This is a genomic window from Paracoccus chinensis (genome assembly GCF_900102885.1).
In the GTDB taxonomy this organism is placed as follows: Bacteria; Pseudomonadota; Alphaproteobacteria; order Rhodobacterales; family Rhodobacteraceae; genus Paracoccus; species Paracoccus chinensis.
Window position 1 is genome coordinate 1 of sequence record NZ_FNGE01000031.1, and the last position, 17,826, is coordinate 17,826.

Sequence of the window (17,826 nt, forward strand, 5' to 3'; positions counted from 1 at the left end):
CTCCTGAGCCGCCTGCTCGACCGCCGAGAGGGCCTCCTGCCGCTTGCGCGTCTCATAGCTCGCAATGGCGCGATCCAAGGTCTTCCGCAGATCCTTCAGTTCTTCAATGTCGAGACTTTCCAGCTTGTCGGTCAAGCCCGTCTTCTGATCTTCCGCGTCCATCCGTTCGGCCTCCTTTTTCTTATTGTGAACAGCGACAGCTACGCAAAGGCATCGCAGATCATATATTTTCCCCGGGTTTAAGAATTCAATGGGCGCTGCTCAAGCAGATTCTGTGGAGCTGAGGCTTGACGTCGCCTTTCGGTTGTGCGCCTTTTTTGGCCATGGTGCGACTTCTACCCAAGCCCTAACCGAGTCTGGACTCTATGGAAGGCGTTCCCAGACGCGGGATCGGGGCTAGTTCAAAGAGGCGAAGGCCCGACAGCGGCGAACCGGACGTATCTACGCGAAATACGCTCCAGGCTGCAGCCGACTTCACCAGCCTTTGCCCCGATCCTGGTCATAACCGCTGCGCGTGGGTGGCCTACTCCACCAGATCGAGGGCCTTATCGCTCTCTGAGAGCGCGAGGCACAGCTCTTCAATCTCGGCCTGGGGAAGCTGCACAGGATCGAACGTACCGTTCACCCAGTAGCGATCCTGGATTTCCTGCGGATCTGCGCCGTTGTCATGCAGCGCATGCTCCATTCGGAGAACAGTCGAGACCCGGTTTCGCCTGCAAGCAGGATGCGGATCCTCTGGTGTCGATCATCCTTCATGATCCGCATCATGCACTCGGCAACTTCGGTTCTGCCGCCCTCCAGAAGCTGCAGGAAGTCCTCCTCGCCGGCGATGAGCAGCCCCGTGATGCCGTCTTTTTCGTTGTTGGAGCATGACCTGTCGAAGATGTCGCGGAGAGCTTCCTCGGACGTGCCGCCGTGGTGTGAGGCATAGACGAGCCTGGTGAGTTGCATGCAATTTTCCTCCTTTAAATCAGGGGCTGTGAGCTTCTGACCGTCACAGCGCCTCATCACAACTGGTCAGAAAGAACTCCCTGCGGCACCCCTCTGGCTCCCTGACAGACAGTGGATCAGCAGGTTCTTGCCGCATCCCGTCGCTAGGCCGGACCGCGCGCCAGGCTGCAGTCGGCGTCACCGGCCCTCGCCCCGATCCTAATGCCTGAGGGGTCTGGGATCAGACAGCCGCCGAATGTCGGGCAAGCGGTTTGCCCTGGTAGGGGGCCACGTTGATCTCCCCTTCCCGCTTGCGGGTCTGGGCAATGTCATAGCTGTTCTGCATTCGCATGAGCGTGTCCATCGACACACCAAACGCCTTCTCGACCCGCAGCGCCATCTCGGGCGACAGATGTGCCCGCTCGTTGAGCAGGGCTGACAGGGTCGCTCGCGTCACGCCCAACACCTGCGCCGCACCTGTCACCGAGAGCCCCAGGGGCTCGATGATCTCGCTCTTCACGAACCCGCCCGGATGGGCGGGATTTTTCATCCGAATACCCTGCATTGCACTCATGGCCGTCTCCTAGTGGTAGTCCTCGTAATCAAGATCGATGATCTCGATCTCGGCCTGGTCGATCCGAAACGTGAGGCGCCAGTTCCTGGTGACGAACAGGCTCCAGGTGCCCTTCCGGTCTCCCGTGAGCTGGTGCGCTTTCCAACTCGGCACCGTGCGGAGCTCGTCCTCCTGTTCCATGTCCTGGAGGAAAGAGACGATGTGACGCAGCTTCTTCACCACAACAGGCTGGAGCCCGGCCGTGTCATCCTCCTCAATGAACCGGCGCAGGCCCTTGTGGATCACGTTTCTTATCTTCATGCCTCGACATAAGGAGGCATGTGTATGGCGTCAAGCTACGCTACACAGGCATCAACCTGCGCAAAAGCCGCCAATGCTCGAACAACAGACTGGGCGTCCCCTTCGGGCCGGGCTCTTTGCAGGCGGCAGGTGCTGCCCCCGGAGCCGAGGTCCGCATCGGTTCATGCGGCCAATTATGAAGGATCGGCAATCAGTCCGGCGCCTCGGCTGCATGGCCTGCTGCCGGTGACAGCAGGCTAAGGCTGACGACTTCAGGATTGGCTCTCCGGGGCACCAGCTTGTCATAGAGCTTTCTATAGACCGCATTGTGCCTGTAGGCGCTCAGCGCCTTCAGGATCAGTCCCCATTCCTCAGTCGTGAGATGAGGCTCGGCAGCAGGCGCGCGCGAGGCACAGAGAATCTGGTTTGGCCGAAACGAAGAAGTGAGCATGGGGTCCCTGGTTCCAGTGTCAGTGAGCGCTGCAAACGTTTTCAGGGGATCGAAGTTCAGTGGCCGATCATAAACTTTCCCGTGTAACGATCTGAAATTGTTATGGCGTCGCGTCTGTCTGATGGGCAGACGTCCTGAACCGTTGATGTGGCCAACGTGAGCCGGGCGCGTCGGTCGTCCGACTCGGCCTTGGCGTCAGCGCCCGGTGTCAGGCAATTCCGGCGAGCATGGCAGCAGGCGGCCTGAATCATCGTGCCGCCGACAATCGGGGCGGAGCCACCAGTGGAACAATCGTTCTGCTCCCCCGGTTGTGCTCAGAGGTGGACGAGCAGACGGGAGCCAGGATCAGATTGACCTTCAACCTTTTCCCGCTTCCCGATGGAGACCGCCGCGATCCCGGTCATACATGCTGACATGCGGCCGGACAGCTGCAGGACCGATCCGGTCGGACCAGGAGGGCCACCCGCTCTCACATAACTGCACGGGTTTCGGAACAGAGAAGACGGGAAGTTCCGCAGTTTCGAAGCTATGCAGTACTGGCGACCTGAAGACGTGCCGATGTCGCGTCAGCCCGCGTTCAGCCCACGTCACCCTGACACCTGCCGAACGCGAGATCGCCTGCCGCTCGCCACTGCTCGCCGGTCTTCCTGATGCCTTGGAAGCAAAGCTGCTGGAGGGCGCACGGCTGCAAAGCGCCCGAGCCGGTCAGATCATCTTCCAGCAGGGCGCGTTGCCGGAGGCGTTGTTCATCGTGCTGGAGGGCTGGATCAAGCTCTACCGCATGGCTCCCAGTAGGGTCGAGGCGGTTGTCACCACCCTGAGCGACGGCCAGAGCTTCGGCGAGGCGGCAGCCTTGTGCGGCCAGCCCTACCTCATGTCAGCCGGGGCGATCAGCCCTTCGCGGCTGTTGCGGCTGGACGCAGGCCATGTGCGCCGTCTGCTGCACTCCGAGCCGGTGCTCGCCGCCTCGATGCTTGCGCCGGCCTTCGTGCACCTTGAGCAACTCGTCACGCATATCGAGGAGCTGAAGGCGCGGACGAGTGTGGAGCGGGTGACGGAGTTCCTGCTGAGCCTCGCGGCGGAATGCGAGGGCGAATGCTCGATAGCCCTGCCCTACAGCAAGGGGCTGATCGCGGGGCAATTGGGGATGAAGCCCGAGACCCTGTCGCGGGCCTTCGCCCGTCTGCGCGAACACGGTGTGCAGGCAGATGCCACGGTTGTCCGTATCGAGGATATGGACCGTCTGCGTGACCTGTTGGCTGAGGAGGTGGCGTGAGGCAGCTTGGCGTGCCGGACGGCGCCCTGGTTCGGGGCGCGGGATTGCAGGCGCGTGGCCGCTGGTCGCACTTTATGGTTATTGCCGTCGCGGTCTCTGTTTGGGGGCACCCGGAGGCAAGCCTCTGGAAATCCTGACTCAAGGCTATCAGAGGCCCGATTTTCGGGAGCAGGGAGGCGCATCCTGGGCCTTGAGACGGATCCCTGATCTGTTGCGATGGAGTTCGCGACGGACAGGTTCAGGATCGTGCTGGGCTGCGGCCGCAATGCGTCCGTGCTGCTGGAATGATTTCCTCGCCTTTTGCACGTGCCCTCAAGCAGCGACAGGCGTAAAAACTGATCGGGCACCGCGGAAGTCATCACGCGGAAAAAGTGGACGAGGAGAGATCCGGGATCCGGCTGCTGGCCGGCCGCGACGATCAGCCCTACCCGTTATCCACGGCAGTCCGGTTATATGGAGGCATCTTTACTGATAGGAGTTCCCATGAACGAGGTGACAATCAGCGCTGGCGGATTCACCGTTGATGCCCATGTTCTCGGCGCAGCGTTTCAGCTTGAGCCCGCAAGTATAAGCGAGCGCCTGAGGACAGGGGAGATCACCAGTCAGTGTGAAACCGGCATTGATGAGGACGCGGGTCGTTGGAGATTGACCTTCTATTACGGAGGCAGGGCGCTGAGGCTGATCGTGGATGGGGAGGGAACCATTCTATCGCGAGCCACCTTCCCGGCACATCTGCCGCGCCCCGGCGTTATCTGAATACCAAAGGTCGAGGCTGCTGGGACTGGAGAAAAGGAGCAGGATGGCGTGTTGAGGATAGACAATCTTCTGCCGGGAGCGCGGGAGCGGCTTGTCACGATCAGGACAGATGCCTTGCTGATCGATGCAGCCCGGATGCTGAAAGGTCCGAAGCTCAATCTGGTCGTTGTATGCGACGAAGCAGATAAACTGGCCGGCATAATCACCAAGACAGACATCATCGACCGTATCAGTGGTTGTCTGGGTCATAGCTGCACCATGGCAGCTATTCAGGTAATGACCAGGGAGGTCATTACCTGCTATCCGGATGATTGGCTGAATGAGATCTGGTCCACCATCAAACAACATGGATTGAAGAATATTCCGTCATAGATCGAGAATCCAGGCTTGTCGGTGTTCTCAATGCCAGAGATGCAGTCCAGTTCTGCCTTGAGGAGGTGGACTGCGAAGAGCAGATCCTGCGCGACTAAGTAATGAGCGTGGGATATCGTTAAGAAGTGGTGGAAAGTTGACCACTTTTGGTTCAGCCCTTTGCAGCCTGGCGTCGTCGTGGATCAGAGAGACATAGGAGTCCGGTCTGCCCCGATGGGGTGATCTGTTTTCAATCTTAGTGCATGGCTGGTCTTGGTGCCACAAGTGGCGCGGCTGGCGAAACCGGCCATCTTCCCTGTCGTGGAACCCGGAGCAGACCTGGAGCGGGCGCGGCCGTCGCCCACAGTGGATCAACGAGGCGCTAGAAGCCGGCCGCACGCTCGATGACCTCACCGCGTGAGACAGGAGGGGCGCAGCGCCAGCTGTGTCCCTTTTTCTCCTTCGCCTGGTGGACGCGCTACCCCAGATGCGACTTCAATAGTCAACGTTATGTAAGTCTAATCCGGCAAGGTTGCGTTCAGCTCATCCGGTTGGCCAAAGCCATGATTGCCGCCGTCATCCCGCCGAAGAGCAGCACAAGCATAGAGGGCGATAGTCAGCAGTTCGAGGGCGAGAAAAACGGCCCCGAGGGTCATGAAGCTATGACCATTTTAAAGGCGATCCCGGGCGGTCTCGGGGACGGTTGGAGATCCCAAATCAGCCGCAGGTTCCCATGGCTGTCTCGAAAGGCTCAGCTGTAGACCGGAGTGCGCCCCCGTCAATGACGATGGGCCGGAAAGGCGGTACCTCTTGGAGGGCGGGCTGTACCTGTACCAGGCGATAGCAGCCCACGTAGACGCCAACGGTCCCGTCGGTTGCCGTCGCACGCAGCGCCACGGGCATCTGCGAATGGATGGAGCCCGCAGCACCCTCAGATGCGATCGCACCGACGCGAAGCTCGACGGCCGCGGTGTCCCGATAGCCATCTCGGAACGCTTCGAAGGGCGGAGCGGCGCCGTTGCCGAAGTAGCTCCATGCGCGCAGATATTCCTGGCGGCTGATGGCGTTGTAGAGAGAGACCACAACCCGCTCCGGCGAGGAGCGGTCGTCGATGAATTCCTCCGAGCCCGCCCCAGCCGGGAGAGCAACGAAGACGAGACAGGCGGCAAGGGCACGGAGCATTGGATCTTCGTCACTAAAGGTCGGGCTCGGCGGTAACGGCCAGCCACGGCATGGCGTTCCCGCTTCTCGGGTGCCTGCCATGGTCCGATCTTGTCAGCCTGCCAGGGCCCGCTGCACCGCGCCTGGTTCCTTCTCAATGACCCGCAGCAGGGCCGCAGCGGGGCCCGAGACGCGCCGCTGACCCTGTTCCCACTTCCGGTAGCCCGACAGGCTCATGCCCATCAGCGGCGCCATCTGTGCCTGCGTCAGCTTCGCCCGCGTCCTGATCTCACGCGGATCGACGGGGGCATGAAGGATCGCAGGACCCCTGCCCTCAGCATGGGCAAGGGCTTCCCCCATCGCCTGGATCAGATCTTCACCGAAGCTGCTCATTTCCTCTCCTTCCATGCGGCTTTCAGCGCGGCGGCGAGGGACGCCACCATGCGCTTTTCCTCGGGGCTCATGTCGTCCCTCGCGTTCTTGGCATAGGCCAGCAGCGCGTAGAGCGGCATGCTGTCATCCAGGTAGTAGTAGATCACCCGCGCCCCGCCCCGCTTGCCTCGACCCGAGGCGGCGAACCTGACCTTGCGGACCCCGCCGGTGCCGGGAATTTCATCGCCGGCCAGAGGGTTCTCGGCCAGAAAGTCGATCAGTTCGCGCTTCTCGTCCTCGCTGAACAGCTTCTCCGTTTGCCGGGTGAAGATCGGGGTCTCTGCTACTGCCTGCATACCTATATGTGACCCATCGGGTTACTTCGTTCAAGGGGCACCACGAGACAAGATATCAGGCAGTAGCTGGGGTCCCGATCATGTGGACACGAAGCAGAGCCCGCGACCTTCCTGCCCTATGCTTGCAAGGCTCGAAACGGCGCAGCCGGGTGAGCAGAAGGCCTTCAGGCGTCGCAATGGGGCAGTAGGTCGACGCGCGCAGTAGGTCAGGATGCAACCGGCCTTTTTCCCTGTTGCGGAGTGGCTGTCCGGAGCTTCGGGGAGGACCCGTGTCCCAAATCCTGCGGGAATGAGGCAAGGCAACAGATGAACTGAAAGAGCCGCACTTTTGCGAGGTCGCCTTTGCTGGCCCATTCTGGCTCTGATCCCGTCTTATCTCACCAGGTGTTTGCCTCTGATCAGGCGAGGTACAGGATCGAAGCGAGGAGTCCTTAGCTGCCCGTCGCCTGCTTCAACCGAGGCATCACCACCCTCTTACTGGTTTGGATGAGCACCACGCCGCCAAGGATCAGGGCCAAGGCCAAAATCTCTAGGGCAGTGATCCTCTCGCCCACGGCTGCGCCAATGATTACGGCGACAACCGGGGCGATGTAGGTTGCGCCGGAAGCCTGCACGGGGCCGAGGTTCTCGATGATGAAATAGTAGATCAGGAACGCCCCGCCCGTGCCCAGCATTCCCAGGCCGACAACTCCCCCCAGAAGCGCCCGGTGATCCGTGGCGATGGCGCCGATCCCCGTGAAGTCCGTCAGGACCAGCAGCGTCAGGGTGGCAAGGCCCGTCTGCCATGTCGCCAGCGCCAGCGGTGGCAGCTTCAGCGGCGACAGGAATAGGCGGGCGTAGACGAATGAAACACCGACGCTCAGGGTGCCGGCGACCATCCACAGCACCCCGGCCAGCGGCACGCCGCCCGCTCCTTCCAAGGGACGCGCACTCAGCGCGATGCCCCCAAAGCCGAGCGCGATCCCGGCAGCCATCCGGGCGGTTGGCCGATCCTCGCGCAGGAACAGCCAGGCGCAGATGAAGGTGAAGATGGGGATCGAACCACTCAGCAGCCCTGCCACGCTCGTCGGCAGCAGGGCGGTGCCAGCGACAAAGCCATAGTAGTAGAAGGTCGTCGCCAGCACCGACATGATCGCGAAATGCGGCAGGTGGCGCAGCTGGCTACGAGTGATGACGCCCGCTCGCCATGCCGTGACGGCCAGCGGCAGAAAACCGAACAGCACCCGCAGGAACACCGTCTGCGTGGGTGAGATCAGGGCGGTAACCCATTTCATGAAGATGAAGTTCGACCCCCAGATAAGGCCGAGCGCGGCAAGCGCGGCATAAGCGCGAGGCATGACGTGTCTTTCAGGAAAGCGCAGGCACTCTTTCAGTCGGAAAGGTGCCTGCGGCAGGATTGAGAGGACTCAGACGCTGCGGATCAGCCCGCCATCGACACGGATGCTCTGGCCCGTGATGTAGCCCGCACCCTCTGAGAGAAGGAAGGCGATGGTGGCAGCGATTTCCTCGGCGCGACCATAGCGGCCCATCGGCGCGCTGTCGCGGCGTTCGTCGGTCGCGGGCAGGCTGTCGATCCAGCCCGGCAGGACATTGTTGATGCGGATGCCCTGGCCCGCATATTCGTCCGCGACGATCTTGGTGAAAGTGCCAAGGCTGGCCCGGAAGGCCGCCGAGGTCGGAAACATCGACGAGGGTTGCGTGACCCAGGCTGTCGAGATGTTGACGATGGCGCCACCGCCCTGTGCCTGCATGATCGGGACCACCAGCCGGATCGGGCGCACGGCAGAGAGGAAATAGACTTCCATCCCCTTGTGCCAGTCCTGGTCCGTGATCTCGAGGATCGGCGCCCGAGGTCCGTGTCCGGCCGAGTTCACCAGCGCGTCGATCCGCGCCCAGCGTTCCATCGCCAGGTCGACCAGCCGCTGCACGTCATCCGCCACGAGGTTCGAGCCGGTGACACCCACACCGCCGAGTTCCGCGGCCAGCGCCTCGCCCTTGCCCGATGAGGACAGGATCGCAACCTTGTAGCCGTCCTGCGCCAGCCTGCGGGCAGCGGCAGCCCCCATGCCGGACCCACCGGCGGTGATGACTACAACTTTTTCTTCGGACATGCCTGCCTCCAGATCGTGAGTTGCCGGCAGTATGACAGATCAGTCCGCGCCTTTCGCGCCAGAAGGAAGCCTGTCAAAGTGTAGAAAAACTGCAGGCTGTTCATGTCCCTTTCCCGTCGCGACCTGCCTCCGCTGAACGCTCTTCGCGCCTTCGAGGTCGCGGGGCGCAGGCTGAACTTCCGTGTCGCTGCGGACGAGCTGGGCGTGACGCAGGGCGCAGTGGCCCAGCAGGTGCGCGCGCTGGAAGCCCATCTGGGCCTTGCCCTGTTCCAGCGACTGCCGCGCGGTCTGGCGCTGACTCCGCCGGGTGCCTCCTATCTGGCCGACGTGACCCGCGCGCTCGATATCTTGGGCGAGGCGACGGCGCGCCTTCTTGCCCGCACGGATGCTGTCACGATCAGCGTCACGCCCACCTTTGCCGCCAAGGTCCTGATCCCACGCCTGGCCGACTTCAATGCCGCCCTGCCCGGTGTGGAATTGCGCATCGTGGCGACCGAGGCCCTGTCCGACTTCGACCGCGATCAGGTGGACATCGCCGTGCGCCTGACCCATCCCCCCTTTCCGGCGAAACAGGAGGCGCGTCTTCTCTTCCGGCAAGATCTGGTGGCGGTCGCGAGTCCTCATCTGGTCGGTCGAATGACGCTGCCGCTTGCACCCGAGCAACTCCTGGCCTTGCCACTGCTCCATGATGCTCACGGCCATTGGCCGGCCTTTCTGCGCACATCCGGCAAGCTGCCGGGGGCAGTCTTCAACCAGACGACGCTGGCCTTGGATGCAGCTCTGGCGGGCCAGGGCGTGGCAATCGCTGCCCGCGCTTTCGTGCAAGCCGATCTTGATGCGGGCAGACTGGTGCAGGTGGCAGAAAGCGCCCTGACAACAGGGCCGGACTACTTCCTTGTGCGGAAGCGGTCCGTGTTTCCCGTGGAGGCGGTGGATTCCGTGTGGGACTGTTGCGTCACGCAACGTAAGCGTCCGGTCTGACGCCCTGCCGCGCTCAAGGAGTGATCGATAGTGTCCACTATGGATGGTGGACACTATGGGGCGGTGGTGGCGCGTCGGACGAAGCGGCTCTGGATGAACGAGGAGAAGCGGTCGATCTGTTTTCAGACGACGGCTCCGGGCGTGTCCGTTGCTCAGGTCGCGCGCCGCTACGCGATGCTGAAGAAGCGGTGCGACTGCGCGTTCATTCAGGCCTGATGACCTGGGCGTCGGCTGGTCCCGAGATCATGGCCGCGCCCGGATCGGCCGTGCCCCAACCCTTGACGCCTGCCTCCGTGCACGCCCTCACAAGGCGTCGCCCGCCTCCCGCGACCGAACTTCCAGCCGGGCTGCGGAAAGCCGCGAGCCGCTTGCGCCCAAGCGCAACAGAAGGGTGATTCCGGCATAGGCAAACGCGAGAAGCCAGAGTTGGCGGATGAGGGGCGCCAGTTCGGCCAGTCCGGCCCCCATCTGGGCGCTGCGGACATAGCCCTCGATCATCGCGGTGCTGGGAATGGCCTGGGCGGCGGCTCGCAACAGGGGCGGCAGCGACTCGATGGGCCAGGAGAAGCCTGACAGGAAGAACAGCGGCATCCCCAAGGACAGAAGCACCATCTGCACGATCTCGGCACGGCGCAGCACGGCGGCCACGGCCTGCGCGAGGAACCCGACCGCGAGCACGAAAGGCACCCCCAGCATCGCCAGCGCCGGCAGATGGCCCAACCAGGGCAGGCCATAGGCCCAAGGCAGCACGACCAGATACATCGGCAGCAGCAGCGCATAGAGGCCCAGCCACGCCCCAGCCCGGCCCAGCATCCGCCACGGCAGCGGATCGGCCGAGGGCGCACGGCGCGTGGCGACAAGGCCAAGGCCCATCATCATTGTCTGCTGCAGGATCAGCACGAAGGCCGCGGGCAGGATGTAGGTGGCATAGCCGCCGGCCGGGTTGAACAGCGGCACTTCAACCAGTGCGATGGGGCTGGCGCCCGACAGGGCCTCGGTGCGGCTGGTGCCGGTGGCCAGTTGGCGCGCGACCTGCACCTGCACGCCGGTGGTGCGGGCAGGTCCGGCGATGCCGGTCAGCGTTTTCTGATACATCAGGAAGTAGCTCGCGTCGGCATAGATGGCGATGGGGCTTTGCCGGCCGCGCAGCAACTCGCGCTCGAAGCCTTGCGGCACCAGCAGGATGCCATAGGCGCGGCGTTCGTGGACCAGCCGCTCGGCCTCTGCCATGGTCGGCGGGCGGGCGACGACGGCCACCGCTTCGCTGGCATCGATGTCGCGCGCAAGCTGGCGCGAACCGGCCGAGTTATCCAGATCGACCACCGCCACAGGCACCTCGCGCAGCAGTTCTGGTCGGTAGGGATAGGGATAGATCAGCGCATAGATCGCCAGCGACACCACCATCACCGACAGGATCTGCGGATCGCCGAAAATCGCCGCAAGCTCGGCCCGCAGCGCGCGCAGGATCGCCTTCATGCCGTCCTCCTCGCCGTGCGCGCCGTGGCGGGAGCAAGCGCTGATCGCATCCGGTCAAGGCGCAGCAGCACGATCAATCCCAGTGCGACGGCAATCGCCAGAAGGTAAAGGACAGGCCAGACGGACAGATCCATGGGGGTCGCGCGCAGCGACTGGTCGATGCGCAACTGGATATACCAAGTGCCGGGGATCAGCGCGGACCACGCCTGCGCCAGGGGCGGCATCGCCTCGCGCGGGAAGCCGATGCCCATGTAACCCAGCGCTGGCGCCAGGATCACGCCCACGAAGCTGATCGCGCGGGCGAAATCGCGCGTCAGAAGGAAGCAAAGCGCCCCGATCAGCTGGCAGGCGATGATGAACAGCGCCGCCCCCACCCCCATCAGGAGCAGCGAGCCGCGAAGCGGCACTCCGAGCCACCCGTAAAGCCCGACGTCAGAGATGCCGAGGATCAGCATGAACAGGAAGGTATATGGCAGCAGCTTGCCCAGCATTGCGGGCAATAACCCGCCTGCCAGCCGTGGCAGGACGCGGGCGTGGCGGCCCGGGCCGAAATCCAGCGATACCGCATAGGTGGTCGCGGCGGCGGCCATCAGCTGGATCACCGCCGGCATCAGCGCCGCCAGCAGGAAGTCGACATAGTCGAGGGCGGGGTTGAACAGGGCATGCGTCTGCAGCAGCATGGGCTGGGCCGCCGCCGTGGCCTGCAACGAACCGGCCCCCTGAGCTTCTCGCAGGCTGACACTGAGGCCCCCTGAAGCGGCGGTGACGGCATTGCGGGCGCCGCGGGCGACGACCGACCCGGCGCTCATGTGCTGGTTGTCGTAGAAGATCACCGCCTCGGGCCGGGCGCCGCGCAGCGCGTCGCGCTCGAAGCCCGCGGGCAGCAGCAGCGCGCCGCGCGCCCGGCCCGACAGGATCAGCGAGCGCGCCTCGGGCAGGCTGTCCGCCCGGGCGGACACCTCGATGTCAGGGGTGGCGTCCAGCATTCGCACTACCTGCCGCGAGAGGCTGGAGCGGTCCAGATCGACCACGGCGACTGGCAGGTTGGTGGCAACCCCAGAGCGGAAGACAAAGGCCAACAGGACGCACAGAGCCAGGGGCAGCAGCACCGTCAAGCCGATCAGCGCCGGGCGGCGGCGGATCAGCCGGAACTCGCGCCGGATCGCCGTGACGAGACCGCTCATTCCCCCTCTGCCTCCGCCGGCCGGATCAGGGCGGACATGCCGGGGCGGAGCCCCGGAACCGGCGTGGCGGGGGCGGCGCGGACCTCGAAGCTGCGCAGGTCGAAATCACCCGTCGCGCGGGTCGCCCGCCAGCTGGCGAAATCGCCCTGCGCATTGATCAGCGTCACCGTCGCATCGACCTGCGCATCCAGCGCCGGCACCTGCACCCGCAGCCGGTCGCCCACCTTCAGACCGCCCAGCAGGTTCTCGCGGATGTTGAAGGTGAACCAGGTCCCGTCCAGATCGACGATGGTGAACAGCGGCGCGCCCGCGCCCACGTTCTCGCCCAATTCAACCATGCGGCCGGTCACTTGGCCGCCCTGCGGGGCGGTGACGTTCAGTTCGTCGATATTGGCCTCGGCCTGCCCAATCGCGGCGCGCGCCTGATCGACCTGGGCTGCGGCCACGGCGCGCTCCTCGGGGCTGGCGCCGGCGCGGGCCAAGTCCAGCTGAGCCTGCGCGGCCTCGACCTTGCGTTCGGCCGCGGCAAGGTTGCGGGCGCTCTGCTCGATTACTGCCTGCGAGCGGACGCCGCGCTGTTCCAGCGCCTGATCGCGGGTCGCGGCTTCCTGCGCCAGCTGCAGGTCGGCCTCGGCCGCGGCCAATTCGGCCTCGCGGGCGCGGATGATTTCGGGCCGGGTGGCGCCGATGGCGGTCTCATTGCGCTGCGCCACCACCAGTGCGGCCTGGGCGGCGCCCAAGTTTGTGGTCAGTTGTGCGTTTTCCAACCGCACCAGCAGCGCCCCCTGTTCGACCCTGTCGCCCACATCGGCGCCCAGTTCGACCACGCGCCCGGGCACGCGGGCGCTGACATCGACCCGTGGCGCCTCGGCCTCGCCCTGCACCAGCATGGCGACGGGCCGGGTGGCGTACCATACCAGCCCCGCGACCAAGGCCGCCAGGATCAGCAGGACGACATAGGGCAGCACCCGGGACCGGGGTCGGGCTGGCTTCGAAGGGGGCAGGTCGGAAGAGATCGAGGTCATGAGGATCCTTGTGGTTTATTGCCGCGCCCGCATGGATGGCCGGGATCGCCCTTGCGCGCCACCATAACGTGGGGAGCGGGGCAAAGGTGCCGGCTCTGCCGCCCTGCGGCCGGAGAGGCGCCTTGCCCCCTGCTCAAGGCGCGTCGCGGCATCGGCCAGCCCTTGCCTCGCGCCGGGGAAGGTCATGGCCGGACTGGCGCAAATCGCGGCAAGCGCAAGAACAGGAAAAGTCAGGTCCTGCGGCCTTGAAGCAGGCAGGACGTGACGCGGCGTCGACATGAACTTCCAAATGGATGTCGCGTTAGGCGGCCAAGCGGTGACAGGCCCGCCCTTGATCTCGCAATCCGATCATGAGCGGATCGCAAACGGAGTCGCAATGGACATTGATTATGCCAGGTGGTCCCCGGATCTGGAGGTCCTGCAACCCGACGAGGCGCGGCTGACCGACGAGATCGTGTCGCAGATGGGCGCGGCCAATCTGGCGGCATTCGACCGCCACCGCCACGCGATCCGCGACGCCCATGCAAAAAGCCACGGCTTCCTGAAGGGCAGGCTGAGGGTCCATGACGACCTGCCCGCGCATCTGCGTCAGGGCATCTTTGCCGAGCCCGCCACCTATGACGTAATCGCCCGCCTGTCATCGGCGCCCGGAGACATCCACAGCGACGAGGTTCCCGCCCCCCGTGGCTTTGCGATCAAGATCCTGGACGTCCCGGGCGCGCGCCTTGCCGGAGAGGAGCCGGGCCGGAACCAGGACTTCCTGATGGTCAACTTTCCCGTTCTCGCTTTCGGGACGGTGCAGAAATACAAGAAGATGCTGGGTTTGTTGGAAAAGAATGCAAACGCCCCAGACTTCTTCCAGCGCATGGTCGCGGCCGCCGCTCGGGGAGCCGAGGATGTCGTCGAAGTCTTCGGCCGCGAACCCGGCGCAACCCTGCAGGGGCTGGCGCGCGACAACGCCAATCTGCTGGGCGAAACCTATCACACCCAGGGCGCGCTGCGTTTCGGCGACTACATCGGCAAGATTTCGCTCGCGCCCGCGTCCAAGAATGTCCGCGCGCTGACGGGCAGGATCATCAAGGACGTGGACTTCTCGACCATGCGCGACCTGGTGGTGGACTTCTTCCGCGACCAGGGCGCCGAATACACGCTGCGCGTCCAGCTTGCGACTGACCTCGACAGGATGCCCATCGAGAATGCGGCCGTGCAGTGGGAGGAGGAGTCCTCGCCCCAGCAGTCGCTGGCGAGCCTGACCTTCGAGGCGCAGGACGCCTTTTCGCCCGCGCGGCGCGTCTATGGCGACGACGTGCTGCACTTCAACCCGTGGCAGTGCGTCGAGGCGCACCAGCCGCTGGGTTCGATCAACCGCATCCGGCGGGCCGCCTACGCGGCATCGACGCTGCGTCGCCACGAACTCAACGCTGTCGAGCGGCATGAGCCGGCAACGCTTGACGAGATCCCCGACTGACGACCGCGCCCGGCCCAGCAAGCCAGAAGGAGCCGTGCAATGGCCCAGAAGCACGAGACGAAAGACAAGCCCGAAGGCGCGAGCGCCGGCCCGGTCCAGACCGGCCCCGACCCGCGGCTGGAGGATGAAAGCAGGTTGGCCGAAATCCGGCGCAAGATCGAGGAGGTCGCGAGCGATGCGCCGCAACTGGCCAAGATCGCGCTCGAAGCCATGGTCCGCCGCCACAATCCGGAACTGAAGGGCACGTCGCAGACCGCCGGGCGGGCCGGGCGACAGTCGGGCAACGTGTCGGAACTGACCGCCTTCGCCACGCTGAAGCCCGGCGGGGCCGAGCGGCTGCGCCGCATCTTCAACCTGACGAACGGCAACTTCGATGGCGCGCAGCGCGTCTCGACGCTGCACGACATGCGCTTCGTCTTCTTCGACAATGACACAAAGATCCTGTTCGCCACCACCTATGACGGCGACTGGGACGCCTATATCAACGATTTCGCGACCAAGATCCCCGAACTGATGGACCTGCTCTTCCAGTCGGTCGAGGGCTGGCCGGGCATTGCCGACCCGTCGGTCAAGGACTTCATCGCTAGGCACCAGATCGACGCCGCCGGTTGGTTCGTCGCCAACCCGCAGGTGACGGTCGTGGATGTGCGCCGCCTGCAGCGCATGGAAAAGGCCGTGAACGAGATGATGGACGAGGTGGCCGGAACCGACCTCGACAACAGCGGCCCGAAGGCGCTGAAAGCCTTCCTCGACAAGATGTCCCAGCCGGAGGGGGTGGATTACTGATGGCCCTGCCCTCCAGCCTCCGCAAACGCTTCCGCCGCGACCGGGTCAAGCTGCAGCTTGACGACATCCAGGGCCTGATCATGCGGTCGCGCCCGGAGCCATATGTAGGCATCCATGCGATGCTGCATGTGGACGATGCCAGTGGCGGGCGTGACCTGCTGGGCCGCCTGGCCGAGCACGTCCCCTCGGCCGAGGACTGGACCAACGAGATGGAATCCTGGGTCGGCGTGGCAATCAGCCACGAGGGGTTGAAGGCGCTCGGCCTGCCCGAGGAGTCGCTGTCGAGCTTTCCGCTGCCCTTCCGCCAGGGCATGGCCGCGCGGGCCGAGATGCTGCGCGACTTCGGCGAGAACGCACCGGAGACATGGGAAGAGCCGTTCAAGCCCGGCACGCTGCACATCGCGTTGACCATCTTCGCCGCCGACGAGGCGGCGCGCGACAAGGCCGTGGGCAAGGCCATGGCCGAACTTGAGCGCTCCAGCGGCGTCACGCTGGTCGCCACCCATGAGTTCGGCGCGGACGAGGATGCCGAGAATCCCTTCGGCTTCCGTGATGCTATCGCCCAGCCCAACATCGCGGGCAGCGGCGTGGACCCGCTGCCGGGCGACGGCCCGGCCATCGCCGCGGGCGAGTTCATCCTGGGCGAGAACAGCGAGACGGGCCAGCCTCTCGGCGTGCCGCAACCGCCGGAACTGGGGCGCAACGGAACCTATGTCGTCCTGCGCAAGTACAACAGCCGCGTCGGCGCCTTCAACGACTTCCTGCGCGAACATGCCGAGAGCGAGGAGGCTCAGCACCTGCTCGCGGCCAAGATGGTCGGCCGCTGGCGCAGCGGCGCCCCCCTGATCCTGTCGCCCGACCACGACGACGAAGACTTGGGTGCCGACCCCGAACGCAACAACGATTTCACCTTCAGGGACGACCCGAAGGGGCTGCTCTGCCCTTATTCTTCGCATATCCGCCGACTGAACCCGCGCGACAGCAGCATGACGATCCTGACAGATGTGAACATCAAGCGCATCATCCGCCGCCCTTCGACCTTCGGCCCCAAATGGACATCCGATGTCACAGCCGCGGATGACGGCAAGGACGCCCGCGGGCTCTTCTTCATCTTCATCAGCGCGCGCGCCTATGACACGATCGAGTTCCTGCAGCAGGAGTGGATCAACCGCGGCAACTTCATCGACCTCGGGGGAGAACTCGACCCGATCGTGGGCCTGCACGAAGAGCCGGGCACCTTCACTATCCCCGACGAACCCGCTCGCCGCCGCGTGAACGGCGTGACCACTTTCAACCGCCTGCGCGGCGGAGAATACATGTTCATGCCCTCGATCTCGGCACTGAAATGGATCGCGAAAGGAGAGTGGGTCGGTTCCTGATCCGCTTTCCGGCCTGTCTTCGCCCAAAAACCGAAGGGACGTACCGTGCAATCCGAAATAGTGCAGCAGCACAGAGGATTATGGGCCAGAAACCGATTGATTGCATCTCGAGCCCGACCTGGGGCGAGCTTGAGGGCGGCAGGCGAGGGTTCCGTGCGGCCGGCTGTATCGAAGCGGCTCTGCCCGGCGACACGAGATCGGGCATGATCCACGAGAGCCGAGTGATCGCGGTCAATTTCTTGCTGCCAAAGCCCTGACGAGGGTGATCGCGTTGTGGCAAGCATGAACGGCCGCATCAACGAAGCCAGACTGCGGTTCCGGGGGCACGGTCGGCAGCTCAGGGCCTCTTGCTTCAATCCCCGCCCGCCCGCCGACCGACGATCTGCAGTCCTGCAATATCCCTCTCGTTGTCCATTACCGCCGGGCAGTCGCTGCTGCCCGCTCAGGCCGGCTTGACCGCAGGCGCTGCGGTCTGGCGCCCAAGCGTCCGGTAGACAGTCGGCCTTCAGACTCCGAACAGCTCGCCGCCGCCAAGGTCCGCAGCGTCTACAGGGCCGAAGGCCGAAGATCGATCCGGTGGAGTGCGAAGGCTGCATGAAGAGGAACGGCTCAGCCCCACCGCCATCGCTCGGCGGTTGGGGATTGCACGCTCTTCGGTCTACCGCTTCCTGCCTAGGGTCGAGCAGGTAGATGATCTGTGAACGGGCTCGAATGGCTAAGCCTGAACAGCAGTTATTTGCTTCACGGCAATGATCATCATCGTTTGTCCGAAGCCGTTCGACTTAGGCAGCCCTCAAGACTCCAGCCCTCAGACTTTTTCGGTGAGTTCCGGCAGGACGGTGAAGATGTCGCCCACCAGGCCGTAGTCGGCGACCTGGAAGATGGGGGCTTCCTCGTCCTTGTTGATGGC

General features: G+C 64.3%; 22 protein-coding genes and 1 pseudogene. 10 read left to right on the forward strand and 13 right to left on the reverse strand.

The features are described from left to right. Positions 1-621 precede the first annotated feature (621 nt). The 4 genes from BLQ03_RS16535 to BLQ03_RS18110 all read right to left on the reverse strand — a co-directional run bounded on the left by BLQ03_RS16535 (position 622) and on the right by BLQ03_RS18110 (position 2,234). The gene (locus BLQ03_RS16535; RefSeq protein ID WP_175558925.1) at positions 622-951 is read right to left on the reverse strand and encodes a BLUF domain-containing protein; all 330 of its coding nucleotides are present in this window, start codon (positions 949-951) and stop codon (positions 622-624) included. A 220-nt stretch (positions 952-1,171) separates the two neighbouring features. After that, on the reverse strand, positions 1,172-1,480 hold the full coding sequence (locus tag BLQ03_RS16540; RefSeq protein WP_245688987.1) for a HigA family addiction module antitoxin: 309 nt from the start codon (positions 1,478-1,480) through the stop codon (positions 1,172-1,174). A gap of 33 nt (positions 1,481-1,513) precedes the next feature. After that, the gene (locus BLQ03_RS16545) at positions 1,514-1,789 is read right to left on the reverse strand and encodes a type II toxin-antitoxin system RelE/ParE family toxin (protein ID WP_245688989.1); all 276 of its coding nucleotides are present in this window, start codon (positions 1,787-1,789) and stop codon (positions 1,514-1,516) included. Positions 1,790-1,994: 205 nt separating this feature from the next. Next, on the reverse strand, positions 1,995-2,234 hold the full coding sequence (locus BLQ03_RS18110; protein ID WP_139166790.1) for a hypothetical protein: 240 nt from the start codon (positions 2,232-2,234) through the stop codon (positions 1,995-1,997). A 655-nt stretch (positions 2,235-2,889) separates the two neighbouring features. On the opposite strand from BLQ03_RS18110, the gene BLQ03_RS16550 reads away from it, so the two are divergent. From BLQ03_RS16550 to BLQ03_RS19250, 4 genes are all read left to right on the forward strand, one after another. Next, on the forward strand, positions 2,890-3,510 hold the full coding sequence (locus tag BLQ03_RS16550) for a Crp/Fnr family transcriptional regulator (protein ID WP_175558926.1): 621 nt from the start codon (positions 2,890-2,892) through the stop codon (positions 3,508-3,510). A 483-nt stretch (positions 3,511-3,993) separates the two neighbouring features. Then, positions 3,994-4,266, forward strand: coding sequence for a DUF6522 family protein (locus BLQ03_RS16555; RefSeq protein ID WP_090757414.1), 273 nt, complete (start codon positions 3,994-3,996; stop codon positions 4,264-4,266). Positions 4,267-4,317: 51 nt separating this feature from the next. Continuing rightward, positions 4,318-4,638, forward strand: a complete 321-nt coding sequence (locus BLQ03_RS16560) for a CBS domain-containing protein (RefSeq protein WP_175558927.1) — start codon at positions 4,318-4,320, stop codon at positions 4,636-4,638. A 238-nt stretch (positions 4,639-4,876) separates the two neighbouring features. Next, entirely contained in the window at positions 4,877-5,038 is a 162-nt protein-coding gene (locus BLQ03_RS19250) for an H-NS histone family protein (protein ID WP_425415751.1), read from the forward strand. 296 nt (positions 5,039-5,334) lie between these two features. Here the strand turns inward: BLQ03_RS19250 and BLQ03_RS16570 are convergent, their stop codons facing one another. The 5 genes from BLQ03_RS16570 to BLQ03_RS16590 all read right to left on the reverse strand — a co-directional run bounded on the left by BLQ03_RS16570 (position 5,335) and on the right by BLQ03_RS16590 (position 8,617). Further along, on the reverse strand, positions 5,335-5,799 hold the full coding sequence (locus BLQ03_RS16570) for a hypothetical protein (RefSeq protein ID WP_090757416.1): 465 nt from the start codon (positions 5,797-5,799) through the stop codon (positions 5,335-5,337). A 93-nt stretch (positions 5,800-5,892) separates the two neighbouring features. After that, the gene (locus tag BLQ03_RS16575; protein ID WP_175558928.1) at positions 5,893-6,171 is read right to left on the reverse strand and encodes a helix-turn-helix domain-containing protein; all 279 of its coding nucleotides are present in this window, start codon (positions 6,169-6,171) and stop codon (positions 5,893-5,895) included. Beyond that, positions 6,168-6,506, reverse strand: a complete 339-nt coding sequence (locus BLQ03_RS16580) for a type II toxin-antitoxin system RelE/ParE family toxin (RefSeq protein WP_090757418.1) — start codon at positions 6,504-6,506, stop codon at positions 6,168-6,170. The genes BLQ03_RS16575 and BLQ03_RS16580 overlap by 4 nt, the downstream gene beginning before the upstream one ends. 431 nt (positions 6,507-6,937) lie before the next feature. Beyond that, complete coding sequence (locus BLQ03_RS16585; protein WP_090757419.1) at positions 6,938-7,843, reverse strand: DMT family transporter; 906 nt, start codon at positions 7,841-7,843, stop codon at positions 6,938-6,940. Positions 7,844-7,912: 69 nt separating this feature from the next. Continuing rightward, complete coding sequence (locus BLQ03_RS16590; protein ID WP_090757420.1) at positions 7,913-8,617, reverse strand: SDR family oxidoreductase; 705 nt, start codon at positions 8,615-8,617, stop codon at positions 7,913-7,915. Between the two features lie 102 nt (positions 8,618-8,719). On the opposite strand from BLQ03_RS16590, the gene BLQ03_RS16595 reads away from it, so the two are divergent. Continuing rightward, positions 8,720-9,598 carry a LysR substrate-binding domain-containing protein gene (locus tag BLQ03_RS16595; RefSeq protein ID WP_090757421.1) on the forward strand — a complete coding sequence of 293 codons (879 nt, stop codon included), beginning with the start codon at positions 8,720-8,722 and terminating at the stop codon, positions 9,596-9,598. 93 nt (positions 9,599-9,691) lie between these two features. Then, positions 9,692-9,814 (forward strand): hypothetical protein, encoded by a 123-nt coding sequence (locus BLQ03_RS19070; RefSeq protein ID WP_281201020.1) that lies wholly within the window; start codon positions 9,692-9,694, stop codon positions 9,812-9,814. An 87-nt stretch (positions 9,815-9,901) separates the two neighbouring features. On the opposite strand, the gene BLQ03_RS16605 is transcribed toward BLQ03_RS19070, so the two are convergent. From BLQ03_RS16605 to BLQ03_RS16615, 3 genes are read right to left on the reverse strand one after another with little or no spacing between them, the layout of a single operon-like run. After that, the gene (locus tag BLQ03_RS16605) at positions 9,902-11,074 is read right to left on the reverse strand and encodes an ABC transporter permease (RefSeq protein WP_090757422.1); all 1,173 of its coding nucleotides are present in this window, start codon (positions 11,072-11,074) and stop codon (positions 9,902-9,904) included. Next, entirely contained in the window at positions 11,071-12,258 is a 1,188-nt protein-coding gene (locus BLQ03_RS16610; RefSeq protein WP_090757423.1) for an ABC transporter permease, read from the reverse strand. Before BLQ03_RS16610 ends, BLQ03_RS16605 begins: the two co-directional genes overlap by 4 nt. Further along, entirely contained in the window at positions 12,255-13,283 is a 1,029-nt protein-coding gene (locus BLQ03_RS16615; RefSeq protein ID WP_090757424.1) for an HlyD family secretion protein, read from the reverse strand. The genes BLQ03_RS16610 and BLQ03_RS16615 overlap by 4 nt, the downstream gene beginning before the upstream one ends. Positions 13,284-13,659: 376 nt before the next feature. Between BLQ03_RS16615 and BLQ03_RS16620 the strand changes: the two genes are divergently transcribed. From BLQ03_RS16620 to BLQ03_RS19255, 4 genes are all read left to right on the forward strand, one after another. Then, positions 13,660-14,751, forward strand: a complete 1,092-nt coding sequence (locus BLQ03_RS16620) for a catalase family protein (protein WP_175558929.1) — start codon at positions 13,660-13,662, stop codon at positions 14,749-14,751. A gap of 39 nt (positions 14,752-14,790) precedes the next feature. Further along, on the forward strand, positions 14,791-15,537 hold the full coding sequence (locus tag BLQ03_RS16625; protein WP_080620786.1) for a hypothetical protein: 747 nt from the start codon (positions 14,791-14,793) through the stop codon (positions 15,535-15,537). Continuing rightward, positions 15,537-16,916 carry a Dyp-type peroxidase gene (locus BLQ03_RS16630; RefSeq protein WP_090757425.1) on the forward strand — a complete coding sequence of 460 codons (1,380 nt, stop codon included), beginning with the start codon at positions 15,537-15,539 and terminating at the stop codon, positions 16,914-16,916. The genes BLQ03_RS16625 and BLQ03_RS16630 overlap by 1 nt, the downstream gene beginning before the upstream one ends. Positions 16,917-17,497: 581 nt before the next feature. Next, a complete protein-coding gene (locus tag BLQ03_RS19255) occupies positions 17,498-17,617 on the forward strand; it encodes a helix-turn-helix domain-containing protein (RefSeq protein ID WP_217629785.1) in 120 nt (39 codons plus the stop codon). 107 nt (positions 17,618-17,724) lie between these two features. Here BLQ03_RS19255 and BLQ03_RS18120 read toward each other — a convergent pair. Further along, positions 17,725-17,826 (reverse strand): annotated as a pseudogene (locus BLQ03_RS18120) (electron transfer flavoprotein subunit alpha/FixB family protein); the annotation flags it as partial.